The sequence below is a fragment of the Flaviramulus sp. genome, from assembly GCF_982512915.1.
Window position 1 is genome coordinate 1 of the sequence record NZ_CEWOCJ010000016.1, and the last position, 20,383, is coordinate 20,383.

The window sequence follows — 20,383 nt, forward strand, 5'->3', positions numbered from 1 at the left end:
TTTTTTGCTTATTAGTGAAATATTAAGGTTTTTGATAAGTTAAGCTTTTTTGAATTATTCTTTATCTTTTAAAATCTAAACATAAGTATAGGAATAGTACTATATTTATAGTTTCTATTTATGCTTTTATATTTCTGAAACGTTTAGTGATATTTCAATTTTTCTTTAACTTCAAAATTTTTTTTATGAATCATAATTTGTAATAAATAAAATTTTGTAGGATGAATTATCTTCTTGATTTTAAGAAAAATAGTAAAAAAAAATCCCGTAAACAATTAAGTTTCGGGATTTTTTGTGGTACCTCCAGGAATCGAACCAGGGACACAAGGATTTTCAGTCCTTTGCTCTACCAACTGAGCTAAGGTACCTCGCTAAAGAGTTTGCAAATATATATTCATTTTTGCTATTCGCCAAAATAAAATTGGAAAAAATAGTATTTCTTTTTTATTTAATTTGAAAGGGCTTGTATGTGCTTATAAATTAACAAAATATGTTAAATAGGAATATACTTTATATATGGTTTTATAAATTTACATACATTATTTAGATTTATGAACTTAATTATAGACGTTGGAAATTCTTTTGTAAAGATGGCTCTTTTTGAAGAAGATAAGCTTATATTAAAGGAAGTTATATGTGTTAAAGAGATTGTTAAATTTACATTAAAAATAAAAAACAATTATCCGTTAATTAAAAATGGGATAGTTTCATCTGTAGGCAAACTCAAAAAAGAAGATATTGTTACAATAAGCAAATGTTTCTATTTATTTGTTTTAGATTCTCAAACTAATTTACCATTTATAAATTTGTATACTACTCCAAAGACTTTAGGAGTTGATAGAATGGCTTTAGTTTGTGGTTCTATCAAAAAATTCCCAAATCAAAATGTACTAGTTATAGATGCTGGTACTTGTGTAACTTATGACTTTGTAAACTCTAAAAATGAATATTTAGGTGGAGCCATATCTCTGGGTATACAAATGCGTTATAAGTCATTACATACTTTTACTGCAAAATTACCGTTTTTAGAATTGAAAATACCCCTAGATATTATAGGTAAATCTACTCAGGAATCTATACATTCTGGTGTTGTTTTTGGTATTTTAAATGAAATTGATGGAGTTATAGAAACTTATAAACTTAAATATCCAGATTTAACAGTTATTTTAACAGGTGGGGATGCGAAATTCTTGTCTAAACAATTAAAAAGTAGCATATTTGCCCATCCTAATTTTCTTTTAGAAGGATTGAACTATATTTTACAATTTAACACAAACGAATGATAAAAAAACTTGTATTAGTTTTTATTGCATTAATTGCAATTCAGAGTTATGGGCAAGAAGGTACTGCTTCTCCTTACTCATTTTACGGCATTGGAAGCTTGAAATTTAAAGGTACAGTAGAAAATAGAAGCATGGGAGGTTTAAGTATTTATACAGACAGTATTCATGTAAACCTACGAAACCCTGCTTCTTATGCTGGGGATAATTTAGCTATTTGGGGAAACGAAAGTAGGCCAGTTAAATTTGCTGTAGGAGGAAGTTATAATAGTTCTAGTTTAGAAAGTAATTCTGAGAGCGATAGAGCAAATTCAACTACGTTTGATTATTTAGCTTTATCTTTTCCTGTTGGAAAATTTGGATTTGGATTTGGAATATTACCGTTCACCTCAGTTGGCTATAAATTAGAAGGCCTAAATACTGAAGGTGATATTGAAAATAGATTTAGGGGTGAAGGTGGACTAAACAAAGTTTTTTTTGGTTTAGGTTATCAAATATCCAAAGGCTTTAGTGTTGGTTTAGATATTCATTACAATTTCGGTAATGTTCAAAATAGTACTATAGAATATCAATATGATAATGGTATTCCAACTCAATATCAATCTCGTGAAAGTAATAGATCTGATTTAAGTGGATTAAACTTAAATTTAGGTTTTTCCTACAAAACGATTTTAAATAAAAATCTTGAATTAACTTCTGGAATTACTTACAGTCCGCAAAGTAGTTTAACATCAATAAATGAAAGAACTTTTTCAACTATAACTATAAGTTCTAGAACTGGTGAAGAATTTGAATTTAATTCAATTGAGGCAGATTTGGAAGCAAACGGATTATCAGTGACTGATTTAATAATACCTTCCAAATTATCATTTGGAGCTGGTATTGGCAAACCTAGAAGTTGGTTTATTGGTGCAGAATACACAACTCTCAAAACAAGTAATTTTTCAAATGACTTGTATAGTAATTCAGCCACTAGATATGAAGATGGTTCAACTATTTCTTTAGGAGGTTTTTATATTCCAGACTATAGCTCATTTACAAGTTTTTTTAAAAGAGCTGTTTATAGAGCAGGGATTCGTTTTGAAAAAACTGGTTTAAATTTAAATAATCAATCAATTGATGAGTTTGGCATATCTTTTGGTTTAGGATTACCAGTTGGAGACACTAGATTGCTGTCAAATGTAAATTTAGGCTTTGAAATTGGAAAAAGAGGCACTAAAAGTGCTAATTTAATACAAGAGAATTTTATTAATTTTCAAATAAGTTTATCTTTGAACGATAGATGGTTCCAAAAAAGAAAATATGACTAACAGCATAAATTTATTAACATGAAAACGAAGATTACATTATTATTTACATTATTATTTATTGGGTTAAACTTAGGCTTTGCACAACAAGATGAAGAGTGCATGACTAAACTCTCAATATTCCATGAGTATGTTAAGGCAAAAAATTACGATGCTGCATATGAGCCATGGATGGATGTAAGAAAAAAATGTCCAAAATTTAATAATGCCATATATGTAGATGGTGAGAAAATTTTAGAGCACAAAATTGATAATTCAACGGGAGAGGAAAAAGAGGCTTTTGTAAATGATTTGATAAAATTATGGCAAGAGAGAGGTGAACATTTTGCTAGTAAAACTCCAAAAGGAGAATATGCTGCTCAAGCTTGTCAGTTATTGTATGATAATAAATACATTATGCACAAAAGTACTGAAGAACTTTATGCTTGCTTTGATGAAGCATATCAGTTAGATAAAGCAACATTTACAAATCCTAAAAGCCTTTACACTTACTTTTCTTTAATGGTTGATTTGTATGATGCTAAGAAAAAAACGGCTAGTGAGTTATTTAATAAATATGATGATGTAGTAGAAAAGGTTGAAGATGAAGTAAAAAATTACTCTGAAAATTTAAACCAACTGATTGAAAAAGAAGAGGCTGGTACAGCCTTATCAAAGAAGGAAAGTCAATACAAAAGACAATACGAAAGTTATTTAAAAGCTTATGACCAAATATCTGATGGTATTGATAAAAAATTGGGAGATAGAGCTAATTGTGAAAACTTAATTCCGCTTTACGAAAAAGATTTTGAAGAAAACAAAACCAATTCACTTTGGTTGCAAAGAGCAGCTGGAAAAATGTCAGAGAAAGAATGTACTGATGATCCATTGTTCTTTAAATTAGTAAATGCTTATCATGAATTAAGTCCATCGGCTAACTCAGCATATTACTTAGGGATATTAAAAGATAAAGAAGGAAAATCAAATGAAGCTATAGAATTTTATAAACAAGCTATTTCATTAGAAACAGATAATTTCAAAAAATCTAAACTTAACAATAGAATTGGATTGAAATTAAAATCTAAAGGTAGTTATGGACAAGCAAGAACCTTCTTTAGAGAAGCAATTAGATTAAACCCTTCTAATGGTCGTCCTTACTTATCAATAGCTGCAATGTATGCCGCAAGCGCTAATGATTGTGGAGATACAACATTTAATAAAAGAGCTGTTTACTGGTTAGCGGCTGATGAAGCTAAAAAGGCAGCCCGTGTAGATCCAACTTTATCAAGTGCAGCAGGACAATCTGTAGCAAATTATTTAGCTAAAGCGCCTCAAAAATCAGAAATTTTCAGCTGTGGTTGTTCAGGTCAAGTTATAAATATTGGTTGTTGGATTGGAGCTTCTGTTACAGTGCCACAGATTTAATGAAAAAAAATAATATATACTATTTGGTAAACATAGTCACAATAATTATTGTGACTATGTTTTTTTCATGTAATAATAACTTTAAAGAAGTACAGAAAATAGGGATATCTGAAAATGAACCAATCGGTATTGATTATAATATCAATTTAAAATATACAGATTCTGGTAGAGTGACCGCTAATTTAATAAGTGCTAAAACTTTGGATTATTCAAATAGAAATTTTCCATTTAGGGAATTCACAGAAGGTGTCATACTTTATATATATGATAGTGACAACAAAAAAAGTACTATTGTTGCTGATTATGCTATAATTTATACACAAACTGATTTGATTGATTTACAAAACAATGTTTTAATTACAACTCACGATAACCAAGTTTTAAAAACTGAGCAGTTGTTTTATGATCAAAAAAAGGAGTGGTTATATACCAATAAACCTGTATCTTTTAAAACAGACCAAGATATTATTGATGGTAATGGTTTTGACTCTAATTCTAAATTTACAAATGCTGAAGTACTCGAGGTTACAGGAATAATTACTCTTGAAGATTAATCTAAAATTATCTTTATCAAATTTAATTATCTTTACATTTAAAAAAATTAATAAATCACAGATGAAATATTATAAGATTTTTCAATATGCTTATTTAGTCTTTGCTGCATTATTTATTTTCGACGGTTTTTCTAAATTTAATGATGGAACAAATGCATCCTATATTTCCTTATCACTAGCAGCTTTAGCTGTCTTTATGTTTTTCTTCAGAAGAAAATTTAGCAAAAAATTTGAAGATAGAAACAATTCTAAATAGATGGGCATTTATGTAATTATCATAGTTGTATGCCTAGTTCTATCTGCCTTTTTTTCTGGGATGGAGATTGCTTATGTTTCATCAAATAAAATCCATATTGAAATAGAAAAAAAACAAGATGGGATTTTAGCTAAAGTATTAAGTATGTTAACTGCAAAACCATCAAAATTTATTGCAACTATGCTTATTGGTAACAATATAGCATTAGTAGTTTATGGTTTTTTTATGGGTGATTTATTGGTAAATTGGTTTCAATCAATGTTACCATCTTCTAATGAAATTTTAAATTACTTATTAATCGATTTAAGTTTATTAACTCAAACGATTTTATCTACCTTATTGATATTAATAACTGCCGAATTTTTACCCAAAGTATTTTTTCAAATATATTCTAACACCTTGATAAAAGCTTTAGCAATACCAGCTTATTTTTTTTATATTTTATTTACATGGGTTTCTAATTTTGTTATTTGGATTTCAGATTTTGTTCTTAAACATTTGTTTAAAACTGAAGGGGATCAAATTCAATTGGCTTTCACTAAAGTAGAATTAGGTAATTATATTAGCGAGCAAATGGAATCTGTTGAAGCGAATGATGATGTTGATACCGAGATTCAAATTTTTCAAAATGCTCTCGAATTTTCTGAAGTAAAAGCTCGAGAAGTTATGGTTCCAAGAACTGAAATTATCGCGGTTGAAATTAATAATTCTATAAAATCTTTAAATGCTCTTTTTACAGAAACTGGTTGTACTAAAATTTTAGTTTATAAAGAAACTATAGACGATATATTAGGATATGTACATTCATTTGAATTGTTTAAAAAACCAGAGAGTATAAAAGCTATGATGCTTCCTGTAGAGTATGTTCCTGAGACAGTACTTGTAAAAGACGTTTTAAGTGTGCTTACAAAAAAAAGAAAGAGTATAGCTGTAATATTAGATGAATATGGAGGTACATCTGGAATTATGACAGTTGAAGATATTATAGAAGAATTGTTTGGTGAAATTGAAGACGAGCACGATTCTGTCGATTTAATTGAAGAAAAACTGGATGATACAACTTTTAAGTTTTCAGCAAGATTGGAAGTCGATTATGTAAATGAAGCTTTTAAAATAAATCTTCCAGAAAGTGAAAATTATGAAACCCTTGGAGGACTTATTGTTCATTACACAGAAGAGATTCCAAGTAAACATGAAATTGTTAAAATTGATAACTTTCAATTCACTATTTTAGAAGTATCAAATACTAAAATTGATATGGTCGAACTTAAAGTTTTATTAGAAGATTAAAATACCTATAACTTCTTTTATTATTGAAGAGAAAATGGTATTTTCGCGCACGATATTTTTCATCAAAAAATAATAGATACCAACTTAACAAATAACCCCGATAGGGTTTATAAAAAATAATTTACAAATGGCAGTTTTAAATAAGATAAGACAACGTTCACTATTCTTAATATTAATCATCGCATTAGCATTATTCTCATTCGTTTTGGCAGATTTGTTTAAAAACAGTGATGCGTTAACAGCTAAATCTCAAAATATTGTAGCAACCATAAATGGTAAAGACTTATCTCGTGAAGATTTCTTGCAAAAAGTAGAGGTGGCTCAAAGACAAATGGGACCAAATGCAACCAATACTCAAGTTATGAATAGAGTTTGGGATCAAGAAGTTAGACAGGCAGTAATGGAAACTCAATATGAGGAATTATCAATTTCAGTAGAAAAAGATCAAATGAGAGATCTTTTAAAAACGGCTTTAGCTACGAGTCCTGAGTTTTTAAATGAAGCAGGTATTTTTGATGAAAACAAACTTAATGAGTATATAGCTAACTTAAAAGAAACATCTACAGTTGGTTATGAGAGTTGGATTAATTATGAGAAACAAGTTGCTTCAAATGCATTACAACAAAATTACTTTAATTTAGTGAAGGCAGGTTTAACAGGCACATTAGCAGAAGGTGAATTAGATCATAAATTAGAAGGGAATAAAGTCGATATTAAGTATGTTCAAGTTGCCTATTCTTCAATTCCAGATAGTACAGTAACAGTTTCTAAATCTGATATTTCAAATTATATTAAATCAAATAAAAAGAAGTATGAAGTTGATGCTTCTAGAGATATTAGGTTTGTTGAGTTTAAAGAAGTAGCCTCAATTGAAGACGAAAATAATATAAAAGCAGAATTAGAAACTTACGTTAATGGAAGATTTGTTGATCAAACTGGCAGAAAAGATACTATCGTTGCTTTTTCGCAAGTTAAAAATAATGAAGAGTATATAAATGCTATTGCTTCCTCCGATATTAAGTTTAATAATCGTTATGTTTTTAAATCTGGATTACCAATACCTTTTGCAGATAGTATTTATAAATTAAATGAAGGAGAGGTTTTTGGACCATACAAAGACAACGGATATTTTAAAATCTCTAAAGTAATAGCTGTAAAACAAATCCCGGATTCAGCTAAAGTAAGACACATTTTATTGCCTTTTATAGGTGCACAAAGTGCTGGTCCAGACGTTACTCAAACAGAAGCCGAAGCAAAAAAAACAGCTGATAGTTTATTAACAATATTAAAATCAAATAAATCTAAATTCACAGAATTTGTAACTGCGTTCTCATCAGATCAAGGAAGTGTTGCTAATGAAGGTCGTTACGATTGGCATCCTTATAACACGATGGTTCCAGAATTCAATGATTTTGAATTTGAAGGCAAAGTAGGTGATTTAGATGTTGTTAAAACTGTTTTTGGATTTCATATTATAGAAATTGAAGGACAAAAAGATAAAAACAAAGCAGTTCAAGTTGGTACAATTGCAAGAGTTATAGAGCCATCTGAAACTACAAGTGATAAAGTCTTTAGAGATGCCTCTAACTTTGAGATAAATGCTAGTAAAAGTGATTTTGATGCATTAGCACAAGAATCTAATTATGTAGTTAGACCTGTAAATGGTATTAAAGTTTTAGATGAATCTATTCCCGGTGTTGGAAATCAAAGACCAATTGTACGTTGGGCTTTTGAAGAAGAAACTAATGTTGGAGATTTAAAACGTTTTAATGTATTAGGGGGTTATGTTATAGCTCAATTAGTGGCTAAACATGAAGAAGGATTAATGTCTGTTGAAGATGCTACTGCTTCAGTTTTGCCAATTATAAGAAACGAGAAAAAAGCTAAAATTATAAGAGATAGAGTTTCGGTATCAACTTTAGAAGATTTAGCTGCTGCTGAAAGTACGTCTGTTAAGACAGCAACAGGTATCAACATGAAAAATCCAACCATTTCAGGTGCTGGGAGAGAACCTATAATAGTTGGTTCAGCTTTTGGTTTAAATGAAGGAGAAACTTCAAAATTAATTGATGGTACTAATGGTGTATATATGTTGCTAGTTACTAAAGTTATTCCTGCTGTAGCTTTAGATAATTATCAAGCTGCCGCCAATAGAGTAGAACAGCAAAAAGCAAGTGCAGTTAATACTAAGTTATATAATGCGCTTAAAGATGCTGCGAAAATTGAAGATAATAGAGCCAAAACACAAGTTCAATAAAACTACTTAATTATTTAAGAAGCCTCGTTTAGCGAGGCTTTTTTTATTGTTTTTGGTTATTATTTAATAAAAACTGTTGATAACTTAACTGTAAGTTTTCTGTCAAAAATCCTACTTTTGTTAAGATTAAAAGAGAATAGATTATGTCTGAAATTATTGAAAAAGTAAAATGTTTAATAATAGGTTCTGGTCCTGCAGGTTACACTGCAGCTATTTATGCGGCAAGAGCAAATATGAAACCTGTTTTATATCAAGGAATGCAACCAGGGGGACAATTAACAACAACTAATGAGGTTGAAAATTTCCCAGGTTATCCAGATGGTGTTACTGGGCCAGAAATGATGGTGCAATTGCAAAAACAAGCACAACGTTTTGAAGCTGATATTCGTGATGGTTGGGTAACAAAGGTTGATTTTTCTGGAGACATTCATAAAGTATGGGTTAATGAAATTAAAGAAATTCATTGTAACACTATTATTATTTCAACAGGTGCATCCGCCAAATATCTAGGATTAGAATCTGAGCAAAAATATTTAAGTTTAGGAGGAGGTGTTTCTGCATGTGCGGTTTGTGATGGATTCTTTTATAGAAATCAAGAAGTAGTAATAGTTGGAGCAGGAGATTCAGCTTGTGAAGAAGCACATTATTTATCTAAACTTTGTAAAAAGGTTACTATGTTAGTAAGAAGAGATGAATTTAGAGCTTCTAAAATTATGGCAGACAGAGTTAAAAAAACAGAAAACATAGAAATTTTATTTAATACTGAAACAGATGAAGTATTAGGTGATGGACAAGTAGTCACAGGAGTTAGGGCTATTAATAATTTAACCAAAGTTAAACACGAAATACCAGTAACAGGATTTTTTGTCGCTATTGGTCATAAACCTAATACTGATATTTTTAAAGGCTTTTTAGAATTAGACGAAACGGGTTATATAATTAACAAACCTGGAACCTCAAAAACCAACATTGAAGGTGTTTTTGTTTCTGGTGATGCAGCAGATCATGTCTATAGACAAGCTATTACAGCTGCTGGAACAGGGTGTATGGCAGCTTTAGATGCAGAGCGTTATTTAGCGGCAAAAGATTCCACTTTTGAGGTGTCAACTTCAACATATAATTGAAAAACAATAAAATATCAAAAGAGTCAAAGCTATTTCCTTTGGCTCTTTTTATTTTGTAATATTTATGAAAAATGTTTTCTTTGAAAATTATTTTTCAAATCGGGATGTGGCGCAGTCCGGTAGCGTACACGGCTGGGGGCCGTGTGGTCGCAGGTTCAAATCCTGTCATCCCGACGAACCTAGTTTCAGGATATATCAAAACACTGTTAATTGTATGATTATCAGTGTTTTTCATTTTATATGATATCAAATAAATTCATATAAAATCATCTAAAAGGTGTACTATTCGGTGAGTCATTTCTTTATAGAATTGTCGTAAATTTAAAGAGCTTTTTAAAAACAATTTGACTTTTGTTTTATAAATAAAATTGTTTAACTAAAAACTCGTAAAATGAAGACTAGCAGTACATTTTCAGTCATTCTATTCACAAGAAAATCATCAGCTAGGATAGATAAATTATCAATTTATACTCGTATAACTGTTAACGGAAAACGTTCAGAAATTAGTTTAAAAAGAAGTGTTCTGGTGAACGATTGGGATAATAATAAAGGTAGATGTAGGTGAAATACAACAAAAATAAGATTTTTAAATGCTTATTTGGATGAAGTGTATAATCAATTGCTTGATTGCCACAAACAATTATTTGAAGAGGGCAAAATGGTATCTGCTAATGCAATTAAAAGACGATATTTAGGCGAGGATGATAATCATAAAACATTAAAAGAACTTATAACGTATCATAATACCAATATGATCAGTCCACTTTTTGCTGACGATATACATTTTATACGAAAGCATATTAACCAAAAGGCGCTCAACTAGGTTTTACTTTCCACACTTAATTGTTGTAATTTAAAAGCACGTTTTCATTTGAAGTATAATAATTTCTTAATAAGAACTATTATAATTATATTTGGTGCACCAGTTTGGTACACCAAGTATTAATTTTATTATAAAACATAATTAAAATGAATATAACAGCCGTTAAATTATTAAAACCTATTTTAATTTTAGGTCTTGTATTATCACTAAATAGTTGCTTAAATGCACCTAAAAAGTCTAACAATAACAATGAGCAAACAACAATTTATCCAAGCAAGGTAATTCCTTTTATGGATGAATGGCGAATTCTTTGTGGAGACGGTACAAGAAATGACAGTTTAGTAAATTTTGAACATAAAAATTTCTTCTATGTTGCAAATGATGGAAAAACAAATTGGGTGGTTTATAAAACACCTAATTCTGGTATTACTTCCAGAACGTCAAGTAATACAAGAACGGAATTAGGACAAATAGAACATTGGATACCAGAAACTGGTGGGAAATTAACAGGTACTTTAAAAGTTATGAATGTATCAACAACAGGGGATGCAAGTGTTTCCTCATCATTTTCGGTGGTAGTTGGGCAAATTCATAGTGATGAAGGCCATGAAAATGAACCTTTAAAAATATTTTACAAGAAATTCCCTGGGCATGAAAAAGGATCTGTTTTTTGGAATTATGAAATAAATACAAATGGAGATGACAATTCTGGAAGGTTTGATTTTTCAACAGCCGTTTGGGGTTATGATTTTTCAGTAGTTGGACCAGATGCAATTACAGCTCCCGATGAGCCAAAAGATGGTATTGCCTTAGGTGAAGTATTTAGTTATGAAATAAATGTTCATAAAGGCATCATGTATCTCACTTTTACTAGTAAAAATCATGAAACCATAAAATTTACAAAAAGCTTAGTGCAATCTGATTTTTCAAAAAAGTCAGACATTCCACAACAGGTTATAAATGTGTATTCCTCAAGACGAGCCGTAAGTGTAGAGAGAGATACTGCGTATGCTGGTGAAATAAATTATTTCAAACAGGGAGCTTATAATCAAGCTAACGGGAAATCTACAAAATCAGAAATTTATGGTGGCGATATAGATAAACAGTACGCGAATGGAAGCTATGCAGAAGTATGGTTTAAAGAAGCAAATGTAGGTTCAAGTACTGCACCAAATGAAGAGTAATTTTTATGAAACTCAAGATTTAAAATGATATCTAATTATGATTATTTAGTGGTCATCGCATATTTCATTTTAATGATTGTGGTTGGAATAGTGTTCAAAAGAATGAACAAAAATACCAGTGACTATTTTCGAGGTGGTGGTAGTATGTTGTGGTGGTTAGTAGGGGCGACAACCTTTATGTCATTCATTAGTGCGGTTACATATACAGGAGCAGCAGGAAAGGCATACGAAACAGGTACATTTGTTTTTGTTGTATATATGGCAAATGGTGTTGGTTTTTTTATTAGCTACCTCTATTTTTCAAAACGATTTCGACAGACTAGGGTAGTTACGGCAATTGAAGTAGTTCGAGAACGTTTTGGTAAGGCCAATGAACAGTTCTTTACTTGGATGGTGGTTCCTTTTGGAGTAATTCATGGAGGAGTATGGTTGTATAGTTTAGGAATCATTGTTTCCACAGTATTTGGCGTCAGTATGGAAATGACCGTGTTATCCGTAGGCATTACGGTTTTGGTCATATCGCTGTTAGGTGGCTCGTGGGCTGTGGTTGCAAGTGATTTTATGCAATTGATGATTATGGTGCCAGTTGCCATTGTAATGGCATTTTTATCCCTGCGAGAATTGGGTGGTGTTGGTAGTTTTATTGAGCAGTTGCCCACTTCGCAATACAACTGGTCAGAATTGGCCGATAGCAAAGTCGTTTGGCTTTGGTTTATCGCATCGTTCTGTAAACAATTTTTTTCAGTTAATAATACGAATGATGGGTATCGGTTTTTGGCTGTCAAGGATTCAGACCAGGCACGAAAAGCTTCTTTAATGGCATCAATTCTGTTTTTTACGGTGACCATCATTTGGTTCATTCCCCCGATGGCGGCATCAATTCTATTTCCAGATTTATCCGCAGTAGAATCGCTAAAACCTTTGGGTGAAAAAGCGGTTGATGGCATCTATTTGGCCATGGGTATTGAACTGCTTCCGGTAGGTATGATCGGCGTGATGATATGTGCCATATTTGCGGCCACCATGTCTTCCATGGATAGTACCCTAAACCGAAACGCAGGCATTTTTGTCCGGAACTTCTACAAGCCCATCCTTAGAAAATCCGCTGATGAAAAAGAGTTGTTTCGCGTTTCGCTCATTACAACGGTGGTACTTGGTGCTTTTGTTATACTTTTTGCAATTTTCTTTAGCGAATTGGAAGGAATAAATCTTTTCGATATCAATATGCGACTTGGCGCAATGATTTCACTCCCTTTTATGATTCCACTAACCTGGGGAATCATTTTTCAGGACACCCCTCGATGGGCCGGATGGTCGACGGTACTTTTGGGGATGCTGATTTCGTATATCATTCAAACGCACATAGGTCCTGAAGCATTATTGCAGTTTATCGGGGTCGATACGCCGTGGTCAAGCCGCGAATTGATCGATGTGATGTTCTTTTCCAATGTGTTTGCCGTAATCGTTTTTTGTAGTGCATGGTTCTTGGGTTCACGACTATTTAGAAATACTTCTCCAGAAATTTATCATGAACAGGTCGAACAGTTTTTCGTCAAAATCAATACACCCATAGACTTTGAAAAAGAAAATGGTCACAAGGGTAACGATGCACAACAGTTTAAGATTTTAGGCAATATGTGTCTAGTTTATGGTACTTTTCTAACAGCGTTGGTATTAATCCCCAACGACCTAACGGGAAGACTTTGTTTTGTCTTCATAGGGGGAATAATGCTTACCGTTGGATTTATTTTAAGAAGAAATACAAAAAGAGTAAAATTGGTATAGGATGAAAATAAAAGATATAAAAGTTTTTGTTTGTCGACCGGGACGCAATTTCGTCACTGTTAAGATTACCACGGAAGATGGCACTTATGGACTTGGAGATGCAACTTTGAACGGAAGAGAATTAGCTGTAGTTGCGTATTTAGAAGAACACGTAATTCCTTGTCTTATCGGTAGAGATGCTCATCAAATTGAAGATATATGGCAGTATCTTTATAAAGGGGCTTATTGGCAAAATGGTGCCGTGAGTATTGCTGCAATCGGAGCTATAGATATGGCCCTTTGGGATATTAAAGGGAAGCTTACCAATATGCCTGTTTACCAACTTTTAGGCGGAAAAAGTAGAAAAGGTGTTAAAGTTTACGGTCATGCCAATGGCGAAACTATTGAAGAAGTTCTAAAAAACTTGGATGCTTTTATTGAAGAAGGCTATAAAGCAGTCCGTTTACAAGCTACCATACCAAATACCAAGGGTTCGTACGGTACTATGGAAGGTAAAAAGAACTATTATGAGTTACAGGGCAATCGACCTTTACCGCCAGAACAAGAATGGTCAACAAATAAATACTTGAATTTTATTCCCGAACTCTTTAAACAGGCGCGAGAAAAGTATGGTTATGAAATAGAACTTTGTCACGATGTACATAGTCGATTGACACCAATAGAGGCATCTCGCTTGTGCAAAATTTTAGAACCGTATAATCTACTTTTTATCGAGGATGCAGTAACTACTGAAAATCCTGAAGGATATAAAATTATTCGAGAGCATACCGACACTCCATTGGCTACAGGTGAAAAATTCAATACGATTTGGGATGCCAAAGAGATGATTCAACACCAATGGATAGACTATGTGCGAACTGCTATGTCTCACGGTGGCGGACTAACTCCCCTAAAAAAATTAGCTGACTTCGCTGCATTATTTCATGTGCGTACGGCGCCACATGGAGCACCCGACCTTTCGCCTATTAGTTTTATGGGGCATATGCATTTCAATCTTTGGGCACCTAATTTTGGAATTCAAGAATTTGTTGGCTTTGGCACCCCTGAAATAAACCAGGTGTTTAAGTATAAAGTTGAGTTAAAAGAGGGCTTACTTTATATGGATGACAAACCCGGTTGGGGCATTGAGTTCGATGAAGAAGCAGCAAAGAAATACCCTTATAAGCGTTCTTATCTTCCTGTTAACAGATTGGAAGATGGTACCTTATGGAATTGGTAAAGTGTAGAAATTAGAAGAAAGATTAAATTGATGGATAAAAAATTAAAAGTGCTAATATCAGGAACCGGCTTCGCTGGTCAAGGTCATACAGATGCTTTTCGTGCTGTAGACGTTGAGGTTGTTGGCATTGTAGGAAGAACGCCAAACGTTGTAAAAGAACTGGCGGAGAAAATGAATATTCCTTATTCAGGTACAGATTGGCAACAGGCATTGAAGGAATGTCAACCGGATATAGTTTCTATCGCAACTCCTGGTGGTGCACACTATGAATCGATTAAACAAGCTATCGAGTTTGGATGTCATGTTTACAGCGATAAGCCGTTGACAGATGGAGGAGCGTCGGCTTTGGAATTATACGAACTTGCCAAAGAAAAGGAAGTAAAAACAGCATTTGCTTCTAGCTTCCGTTATATGCCATGTGTCATTCATGCTAAACAATTGGTAGCAAATGGTGTAATTGGGGAACCTGTAGAAGCGGAGTTTATATCGCACTTTAATCTAGAACGTGATATCCCATTCGGATGGTCGCATAGGAAGGAAGATGGTGGTGGTCGTTTGAACAATAACTTTACCCATATGATGTCCATTGCAACATCAGTAATCGGTGAAAAAATCTTATCAATAATTGGTGAAGTGCGAGACGATTTGGGAAAGGCTCCTATTGTTGAAGGTGTACATAATTTTAAGACACGAAGAGAGCATATTCCTAAAGATCTTAACGACCCCTCGCTTAAATGGGGAGAAAGCAATGTTGAATGGACTTATACCGTAATGGCACAACTGGAAAGTTCAATGGCATCTAAACCAGTTTCTATACTATTCAAACATGGAGGCCTCAATCCCAGGTTTAATGAAGACCATATTGTGTTTTATGGTACTAAGGGGGCTATATATATTAAAGGTCATTATGGCATGGGGCCGTTATATGTTTGGGGTAAAAATAAAACTTGGCTTGAGTTACCTTTACCTCAGGACATTGTTGAGGATCAACCAAAAGTAGCTGGTGATACGGAACGAAACTGGCAATACTTGGCTCGGGAATTTGTAAAAGATATTAAAGGAGAAAGTTTTGCTCCTTATCAATCCTTTAAAGAAGGTAGCCTGTACCAGCAACTCATTGATTTAATCAGAAAGAATGACAACTGGACTGATGTTCGTCATTTGCAGTAAACTACCATGGGGGAAAGCCCCGAGAAATTTGAAAGAGAAGAAAACTTTTGATTTTGAGGCAAGCCTCGCAACATTATTAATCTCGATTATCGAGTAAAAACACAAAACTATGTTTTACGACTATATCGTAATTGCGATCTATTTTGTTTTAATCCTAACAATAGGTGTAGTGTTTTCACGAATGGCAAGTAAATCTACCAGTGATTATTTTCGTGGTGGTGGAAGAATGTTATGGTGGATGGTGGGTTCAACTGCTTTTATGGCACAATTTTCAGCAGTTACGTTCACAGGAGCAGCAGGTAAAGCCTTCAATGATGGTTTTGCCATTTGTGCTGTATATATTGGCAATACTTTTGCTTTTTATTGTGGATATTTGTTTTTCGCTCATCGATTTAGACAAATGCGTGTAGATACACCAACTGAAGGAATAAAAAGGCGATTCGGTTCTCAAAATGAGCTGTTTTTTTCCTGGATGTTAATTGTGTTTTCCTTCATAAATGCAGGTGTTTGGTTAAACGCTTTAGGAGTTTTTACTAGTGCTGTTTTTGATGCGGATATTTTTGTAACCATCATAGGAATTGGTTTGACAGTAGTTTTTGTATCAGTACTTTCAGGAGCCTGGGGTGTTGTTGCATCAGACTTTGTACAAACTTTGGTAGTGGCAGTTGTTTCAGTAGCTACAGCTATAGTGGCATTGATAATGGTTGATGGTCCAGTTAACTTGGTTAAAAATTTTCCTGGAGGTTTTCTCATAGGCCCTAATATGAACTACCCTTTAATATTATTTGGAACTTTCATCTTCTTTCTACCAAAACAGATTATAACCATGATGAATCTTCATGATTCATTTCGATTTCTTGGTGCAAAAGACACCATTAACGCCCGTAAAGCAGCTTTATTAGCCATGATTCTAATGGGAGTGGGAACTATTATTTGGTTTATACCTCCGTGGGCAGCTGCTACTTTATACCCGGATGCCGCAGCAGACTATTCGCAACTAGGCAACAAGGCAACAGATGCGGTATATTTAGTGTTTGCTCGTAATGCTATGCCTATAGGGACTGTCGGGTTACTAATGGCTGGCCTTTTTGCTGCTTCTATGTCTTCAATGGACTCGGCACTTAATAAAAACGCCGGAATTTTTGTTCGAAGTATCTATCAACCTTTTCTCGTTAAAAGAAATAGATATAGAAGCGATAAAAAATTGTTACGAATCAGTCAATTAGTGAGCTTAATTAGTGGAATGGGAGTTATTGCTGTTGCGTTTTATTTCGCAACGCTTAAAGAACTCAGTTTATATGAACTTATGATGCGAGTTTCAACTATGGTACAGCTGCCAATGATGGTGCCGCTAGTAGTTGGTATAGTTGTGAAAAAGACACCTAAATGGGCGCCTTGGGTAACTATTGCGCTAGGATTAGGAGTTTCTTGGATGGTTGATAGTGTTATTACTCCAGATGTTTTTGTTTCATGGTTCGGTGTTGATTCTCTTACTAGTCGTGAAATTGTTGATATGAATATAATTTTAACTATTGCTGGTCATGTGTTTATCACAGGAGGATTTTTCTGGGCAACTTCTTTATTCTATAATGAAGCCAAGGACGAACACAAACTCGAAACTGATCGCTTTTTCGAAGATCTTGTAACACCTGTTATTGCAGATGATAAACAAGAGGAAGTTGACAAGCAACAAAGAAATAAATTGGGTAATATGGTAATGACTATGAGTATAGGTATTTTACTTATGGTTCTAATTCCTAACCCATTTTGGGGAAGAGTTATGTTTGTGATTTGTGCATTGCTTATTGCTGGAATTGGCTATTTGTTAAAACGAAGTGCTAAAAATAAAATCCCTTCAACCTAATATTAGCATATTATTATGTATAAAAAATTGGTGTTATTACTTCTGCTTATATTCGTGCTAGGTTCTTGCAAAGAAGAAATAGTTCAACTTAAGCACGGTATAGATGAATCTGCAGGTGGTGGGTCTGCATACATTATTACAACACCTTTAGCGACATATTATCTTGAAAAGGAAGGCGGCGGCTTGTCGAGTATGATTGACAATGATGGTGTTGATTGGATAGGCTTTCACAATAAAGAAGGGTCAGGTCATAAAGGTGAATACCGAGGGTTTCCGAATGCTATTCACCGTCAGGACGGCAGTTACTTTCACCCTATGAACGCGGGAACCGACCTTTCAAGCTCAGAAGTAGATATTGAGACTGAACAACATGTTCGTATTACTTTTTCTACCAAAAATAAAAAATGGCAGGGGCAATGGGACTTTTATCCTCACCGCTGTGACTTTACAATGAATAAAATTAGCCAAGGGTATAAATATTGGGTGCAATATGAAGGTGTGCCAGGTGGAAAAATGGATAGTACAGATTTTTGGTTTACATCAGGCGATAAAAAAAGGCATCCAATTGTAGAATCTCATGACGGTGATTTACCTGCTCCAGAATGGATGGTATTCGGAGATAAGAATTCGCCTCGTGTCTTGTATATGCTGCATCATGAAGATGATGATTTCCCAGATGATTATGTTTATAGACCTTATATGACAGTATTAGGTTTTGGTAGAGAAAACGGTTCAGAAAAAACTGAAAAGTGGTTAAATACTGTTCAAACATTTTCTATTGGCTTTGTTGAATCGACTGAGTATTCGACCATTGACAAGGCAATTAGGCGGGTACTTAAATAGATTGGTTAGTTAGTGTTATTTTGAGACTTTATATCTAAATAATGACATATTATGGTATAATATTAAAAGTATATAAAGTCAAATAAATTAAATAATTAGTATCATTTTTAGACAATGAAAAATAGAGTTATATTCATAATGGGAGTTTCTGGTTGCGGAAAGAGCACCATTGGTCAATTGTTATCTCAGCAATTAAAAATTCCATTTTTTGATGGTGATGATTTTCATCCGAAATCTAATGTGGACAAAATGAGCCAAGGTATTCCACTTAATGATGACGACCGTTATGGGTGGTTGGTTATGCTTAATCAATTAGCTAAAAAGGGGTTGCAAAATAACAGTTGTGTTATTGTATGTTCTGCATTAAAGGAATCTTATAGAGATATTCTAAGTACAGATATTCAAAATCAAGTTAAATGGATTCATTTAGTAGGGAGTTTTGATCAAATTTTAGAACGAATAAATAAGAGAGCAAATCATTTTATGCCTCCAGATTTACTGCAATCGCAGTTTAATACTTTAGAAGCGCCGGAGAATGCTCTTGAAGTGAATATTGGTTTAAAACCAGAAGACATTGTTGAAAAAATTATAGAAGAATTAAAAATGAAATCAGAATTCGGATTATTTGGCTTAGGTGTTATGGGAAAGAGTTTAAGTAGAAACTTAGCTCAAAAAGGATTTAATATTTCCATATTTAACAGAGAGGTAAAAGGAACAGAGGAAGACATTGCTTTAAATTTCAAGAAGAGCCATAAAGAACTTGAAACGGCACAAGCATTTTCTAATATTAAAGCCTTTGTGAATTCGTTGCAAACACCAAGAAGAATCATGCTCATGGTAAATGCAGGTAAGATTACAGACATGGTTATAGAAGATTTGATTCCTTTTTTATCAGATGGCGATGTGTTGATTGATGGTGGTAATTCAAATTATTTGGATACTAAAACTCGCTACGATTATCTAAAAGCAAAAAACATCCATTTTATTGGTGTTGGCGTTTCAGGAGGTGAAGAAGGAGCGCTTAAAGGCCCTTCTATTATGCCGGGCGGAAATAAAGAAATTTACAATTTGGTAAAACCTTATTTAGAAAAAATTGCAGCTAAAGATGCTAATAATAAACCTTGCTGCACCTATGTAGGAGAAGAAGGTAGTGGGCACTTTGTAAAGATGGTGCACAATGGCATTGAATATGTAGAAATGCAATTATTGGCTGAGGTATATACCATTTTTAAGATGATGGAAAAAACTCCAGATGTTATTGCAGACATATTAGAATCGTGGAAACCCATTGCCAATAGTTATTTAATGGAAATTACTATTGATATTCTAATAAAGAAAGATGGCGATGATTGGCTGGTAAATAAAATAGTGGATAAAGCAGGGAACAAAGGAACTGGAAATTGGACCACTATTGCCACCGCACAATTAGGTGCACCTAGCACCTTAATAGCTTCCGCATTATTTGCTCGTTTTACATCCTTTTATAAAGAAGAAAGAATTCAAGCAAGCAAAAATTTTAGCAAAGAATCATCGGGTTTGAATTTAAACAATGAGGATGTTTTAAATGCCTATCAGTTTGCTAGAATAATAAATCATTATCAAGGTCTTAAATTAATTTCTGAAGCCGGTAAAGCTTACGGATGGCATTTAAATTTAAGTGAAATTGCAAGGATTTGGACTAACGGCTGTATTATTAGGTCTGATTTTATGGTAGAATTGATTTCCGTATTAAAAGAAGATGACAATATTTTAAAGCATCAAACAATAATTAATCAAGTTAAGTCTTTAAAACCATCAATTAAAAAAATAGTTGCAGGTTGTGTTTTAAATGAATTAGCAATTCCATGTTTAAGCGATTCTGTTAACTTTTTTAATGCCTATACAACGGCAAATTCATCAGCCAACATCATTCAAGCGCAACGTGATTATTTTGGTGCACATACTTACCAACGTACCGATGATTCTTCGGGTAAGTTTCATCATACCAACTGGAATTAACCAATCTAGATTTAACTAATTTACA

16 protein-coding genes and 2 tRNA genes are annotated in these 20,383 nt (G+C 33.2%); 17 read left to right on the forward strand and 1 reads right to left on the reverse strand.

Features of this window, described 5'->3' with window-relative positions; translation table 11 throughout:
- Nucleotides 1-295: 295 nt before the first annotated feature.
- Nucleotides 296-368: transfer RNA gene (locus tag AC1XJX_RS10540), tRNA-Phe, on the reverse strand.
- A 183-nt stretch (nt 369-551) separates the two neighbouring features.
- Between AC1XJX_RS10540 and AC1XJX_RS10545 the strand changes: the two genes are divergently transcribed.
- The 17 genes from AC1XJX_RS10545 to gndA all read left to right on the forward strand — a co-directional run bounded on the left by AC1XJX_RS10545 (nt 552) and on the right by gndA (nt 20,358).
- Nucleotides 552-1,283 (forward strand): type III pantothenate kinase, encoded by a 732-nt coding sequence (locus AC1XJX_RS10545; RefSeq protein WP_482003946.1) that lies wholly within the window; start codon nt 552-554, stop codon nt 1,281-1,283.
- Nucleotides 1,280-2,590, forward strand: a complete 1,311-nt coding sequence (gene bamG / locus AC1XJX_RS10550; protein ID WP_482003947.1) for a BamG family beta-barrel-assembly machinery protein — start codon at nt 1,280-1,282, stop codon at nt 2,588-2,590. Before AC1XJX_RS10545 ends, bamG begins: the two co-directional genes overlap by 4 nt.
- An 18-nt stretch (nt 2,591-2,608) precedes the next feature.
- On the forward strand, nt 2,609-3,991 hold the full coding sequence (locus AC1XJX_RS10555; RefSeq protein ID WP_482003948.1) for a tetratricopeptide repeat protein: 1,383 nt from the start codon (nt 2,609-2,611) through the stop codon (nt 3,989-3,991).
- Entirely contained in the window at nt 3,991-4,545 is a 555-nt protein-coding gene (gene lptC, locus AC1XJX_RS10560; RefSeq protein WP_482003949.1) for an LPS export ABC transporter periplasmic protein LptC, read from the forward strand. The genes AC1XJX_RS10555 and lptC overlap by 1 nt, the downstream gene beginning before the upstream one ends.
- Before the next feature lie 61 nt (nt 4,546-4,606).
- Nucleotides 4,607-4,801: a hypothetical protein gene (locus AC1XJX_RS10565; RefSeq protein ID WP_482003950.1), complete on the forward strand. Its 195-nt coding sequence runs from the start codon at nt 4,607-4,609 to the stop codon at nt 4,799-4,801.
- Entirely contained in the window at nt 4,802-6,091 is a 1,290-nt protein-coding gene (locus tag AC1XJX_RS10570; RefSeq protein ID WP_482003951.1) for a hemolysin family protein, read from the forward strand.
- 127 nt (nt 6,092-6,218) lie between these two features.
- Nucleotides 6,219-8,348 carry a peptidylprolyl isomerase gene (locus tag AC1XJX_RS10575; protein ID WP_482003952.1) on the forward strand — a complete coding sequence of 710 codons (2,130 nt, stop codon included), beginning with the start codon at nt 6,219-6,221 and terminating at the stop codon, nt 8,346-8,348.
- A gap of 143 nt (nt 8,349-8,491) precedes the next feature.
- Nucleotides 8,492-9,472 (forward strand): thioredoxin-disulfide reductase, encoded by a 981-nt coding sequence (gene trxB, locus AC1XJX_RS10580; RefSeq protein WP_482003953.1) that lies wholly within the window; start codon nt 8,492-8,494, stop codon nt 9,470-9,472.
- 100 nt (nt 9,473-9,572) lie between these two features.
- A tRNA-Pro gene (locus tag AC1XJX_RS10585) sits at nt 9,573-9,646 on the forward strand.
- A 217-nt stretch (nt 9,647-9,863) separates the two neighbouring features.
- Nucleotides 9,864-10,037 (forward strand): Arm DNA-binding domain-containing protein, encoded by a 174-nt coding sequence (locus tag AC1XJX_RS10590; protein WP_482003954.1) that lies wholly within the window; start codon nt 9,864-9,866, stop codon nt 10,035-10,037.
- 404 nt (nt 10,038-10,441) lie between these two features.
- Nucleotides 10,442-11,479: a polysaccharide lyase family 7 protein gene (locus AC1XJX_RS10595; protein ID WP_482003955.1), complete on the forward strand. Its 1,038-nt coding sequence runs from the start codon at nt 10,442-10,444 to the stop codon at nt 11,477-11,479.
- A 24-nt stretch (nt 11,480-11,503) separates the two neighbouring features.
- Complete coding sequence (locus AC1XJX_RS10600; protein WP_482003956.1) at nt 11,504-13,264, forward strand: sodium:solute symporter family transporter; 1,761 nt, start codon at nt 11,504-11,506, stop codon at nt 13,262-13,264.
- A 1-nt stretch (nt 13,265) separates the two neighbouring features.
- Nucleotides 13,266-14,483, forward strand: a complete 1,218-nt coding sequence (gene manD, locus AC1XJX_RS10605) for a D-mannonate dehydratase ManD (protein WP_482003957.1) — start codon at nt 13,266-13,268, stop codon at nt 14,481-14,483.
- 30 nt (nt 14,484-14,513) lie between these two features.
- Nucleotides 14,514-15,653: a Gfo/Idh/MocA family protein gene (locus tag AC1XJX_RS10610; RefSeq protein ID WP_482003958.1), complete on the forward strand. Its 1,140-nt coding sequence runs from the start codon at nt 14,514-14,516 to the stop codon at nt 15,651-15,653.
- A gap of 169 nt (nt 15,654-15,822) precedes the next feature.
- Nucleotides 15,823-17,517: a sodium:solute symporter family transporter gene (locus AC1XJX_RS10615; protein ID WP_482003959.1), complete on the forward strand. Its 1,695-nt coding sequence runs from the start codon at nt 15,823-15,825 to the stop codon at nt 17,515-17,517.
- Nucleotides 17,518-17,967: 450 nt separating this feature from the next.
- Complete coding sequence (locus tag AC1XJX_RS10620; RefSeq protein WP_482003960.1) at nt 17,968-18,360, forward strand: hypothetical protein; 393 nt, start codon at nt 17,968-17,970, stop codon at nt 18,358-18,360.
- A gap of 114 nt (nt 18,361-18,474) precedes the next feature.
- Complete coding sequence (gene gndA, locus AC1XJX_RS10625; protein ID WP_482003961.1) at nt 18,475-20,358, forward strand: NADP-dependent phosphogluconate dehydrogenase; 1,884 nt, start codon at nt 18,475-18,477, stop codon at nt 20,356-20,358.
- Nucleotides 20,359-20,383 lie beyond the last annotated feature (25 nt).

What these genes read in the sequence shown, in the direction of transcription:
- manD (WP_482003957.1), top strand. Translation starts at nt 13,266, where the DNA reads ATGAAAATAAAAGATATAAAAGTTTTTGTTTGTCGACCGGGACGCAAT.
- AC1XJX_RS10610 (WP_482003958.1), top strand. Translation starts at nt 14,514, where the DNA reads ATGGATAAAAAATTAAAAGTGCTAATATCAGGAACCGGCTTCGCTGGT.
- AC1XJX_RS10575 (WP_482003952.1), top strand. Translation starts at nt 6,219, where the DNA reads ATGGCAGTTTTAAATAAGATAAGACAACGTTCACTATTCTTAATATTA.
- lptC (WP_482003949.1), top strand. Translation starts at nt 3,991, where the DNA reads ATGAAAAAAAATAATATATACTATTTGGTAAACATAGTCACAATAATT.
- trxB (WP_482003953.1), top strand. Translation starts at nt 8,492, where the DNA reads ATGTCTGAAATTATTGAAAAAGTAAAATGTTTAATAATAGGTTCTGGT.
- AC1XJX_RS10570 (WP_482003951.1), top strand. Translation starts at nt 4,802, where the DNA reads ATGGGCATTTATGTAATTATCATAGTTGTATGCCTAGTTCTATCTGCC.
- gndA (WP_482003961.1), top strand. Translation starts at nt 18,475, where the DNA reads ATGAAAAATAGAGTTATATTCATAATGGGAGTTTCTGGTTGCGGAAAG.
- bamG (WP_482003947.1), top strand. Translation starts at nt 1,280, where the DNA reads ATGATAAAAAAACTTGTATTAGTTTTTATTGCATTAATTGCAATTCAG.
- AC1XJX_RS10590 (WP_482003954.1), top strand. Translation starts at nt 9,864, where the DNA reads ATGAAGACTAGCAGTACATTTTCAGTCATTCTATTCACAAGAAAATCA.
- AC1XJX_RS10595 (WP_482003955.1), top strand. Translation starts at nt 10,442, where the DNA reads ATGAATATAACAGCCGTTAAATTATTAAAACCTATTTTAATTTTAGGT.
- AC1XJX_RS10555 (WP_482003948.1), top strand. Translation starts at nt 2,609, where the DNA reads ATGAAAACGAAGATTACATTATTATTTACATTATTATTTATTGGGTTA.
- AC1XJX_RS10545 (WP_482003946.1), top strand. Translation starts at nt 552, where the DNA reads ATGAACTTAATTATAGACGTTGGAAATTCTTTTGTAAAGATGGCTCTT.
- AC1XJX_RS10620 (WP_482003960.1), top strand. Translation starts at nt 17,968, where the DNA reads ATGAATAAAATTAGCCAAGGGTATAAATATTGGGTGCAATATGAAGGT.
- AC1XJX_RS10600 (WP_482003956.1), top strand. Translation starts at nt 11,504, where the DNA reads ATGATATCTAATTATGATTATTTAGTGGTCATCGCATATTTCATTTTA.
- AC1XJX_RS10565 (WP_482003950.1), top strand. Translation starts at nt 4,607, where the DNA reads ATGAAATATTATAAGATTTTTCAATATGCTTATTTAGTCTTTGCTGCA.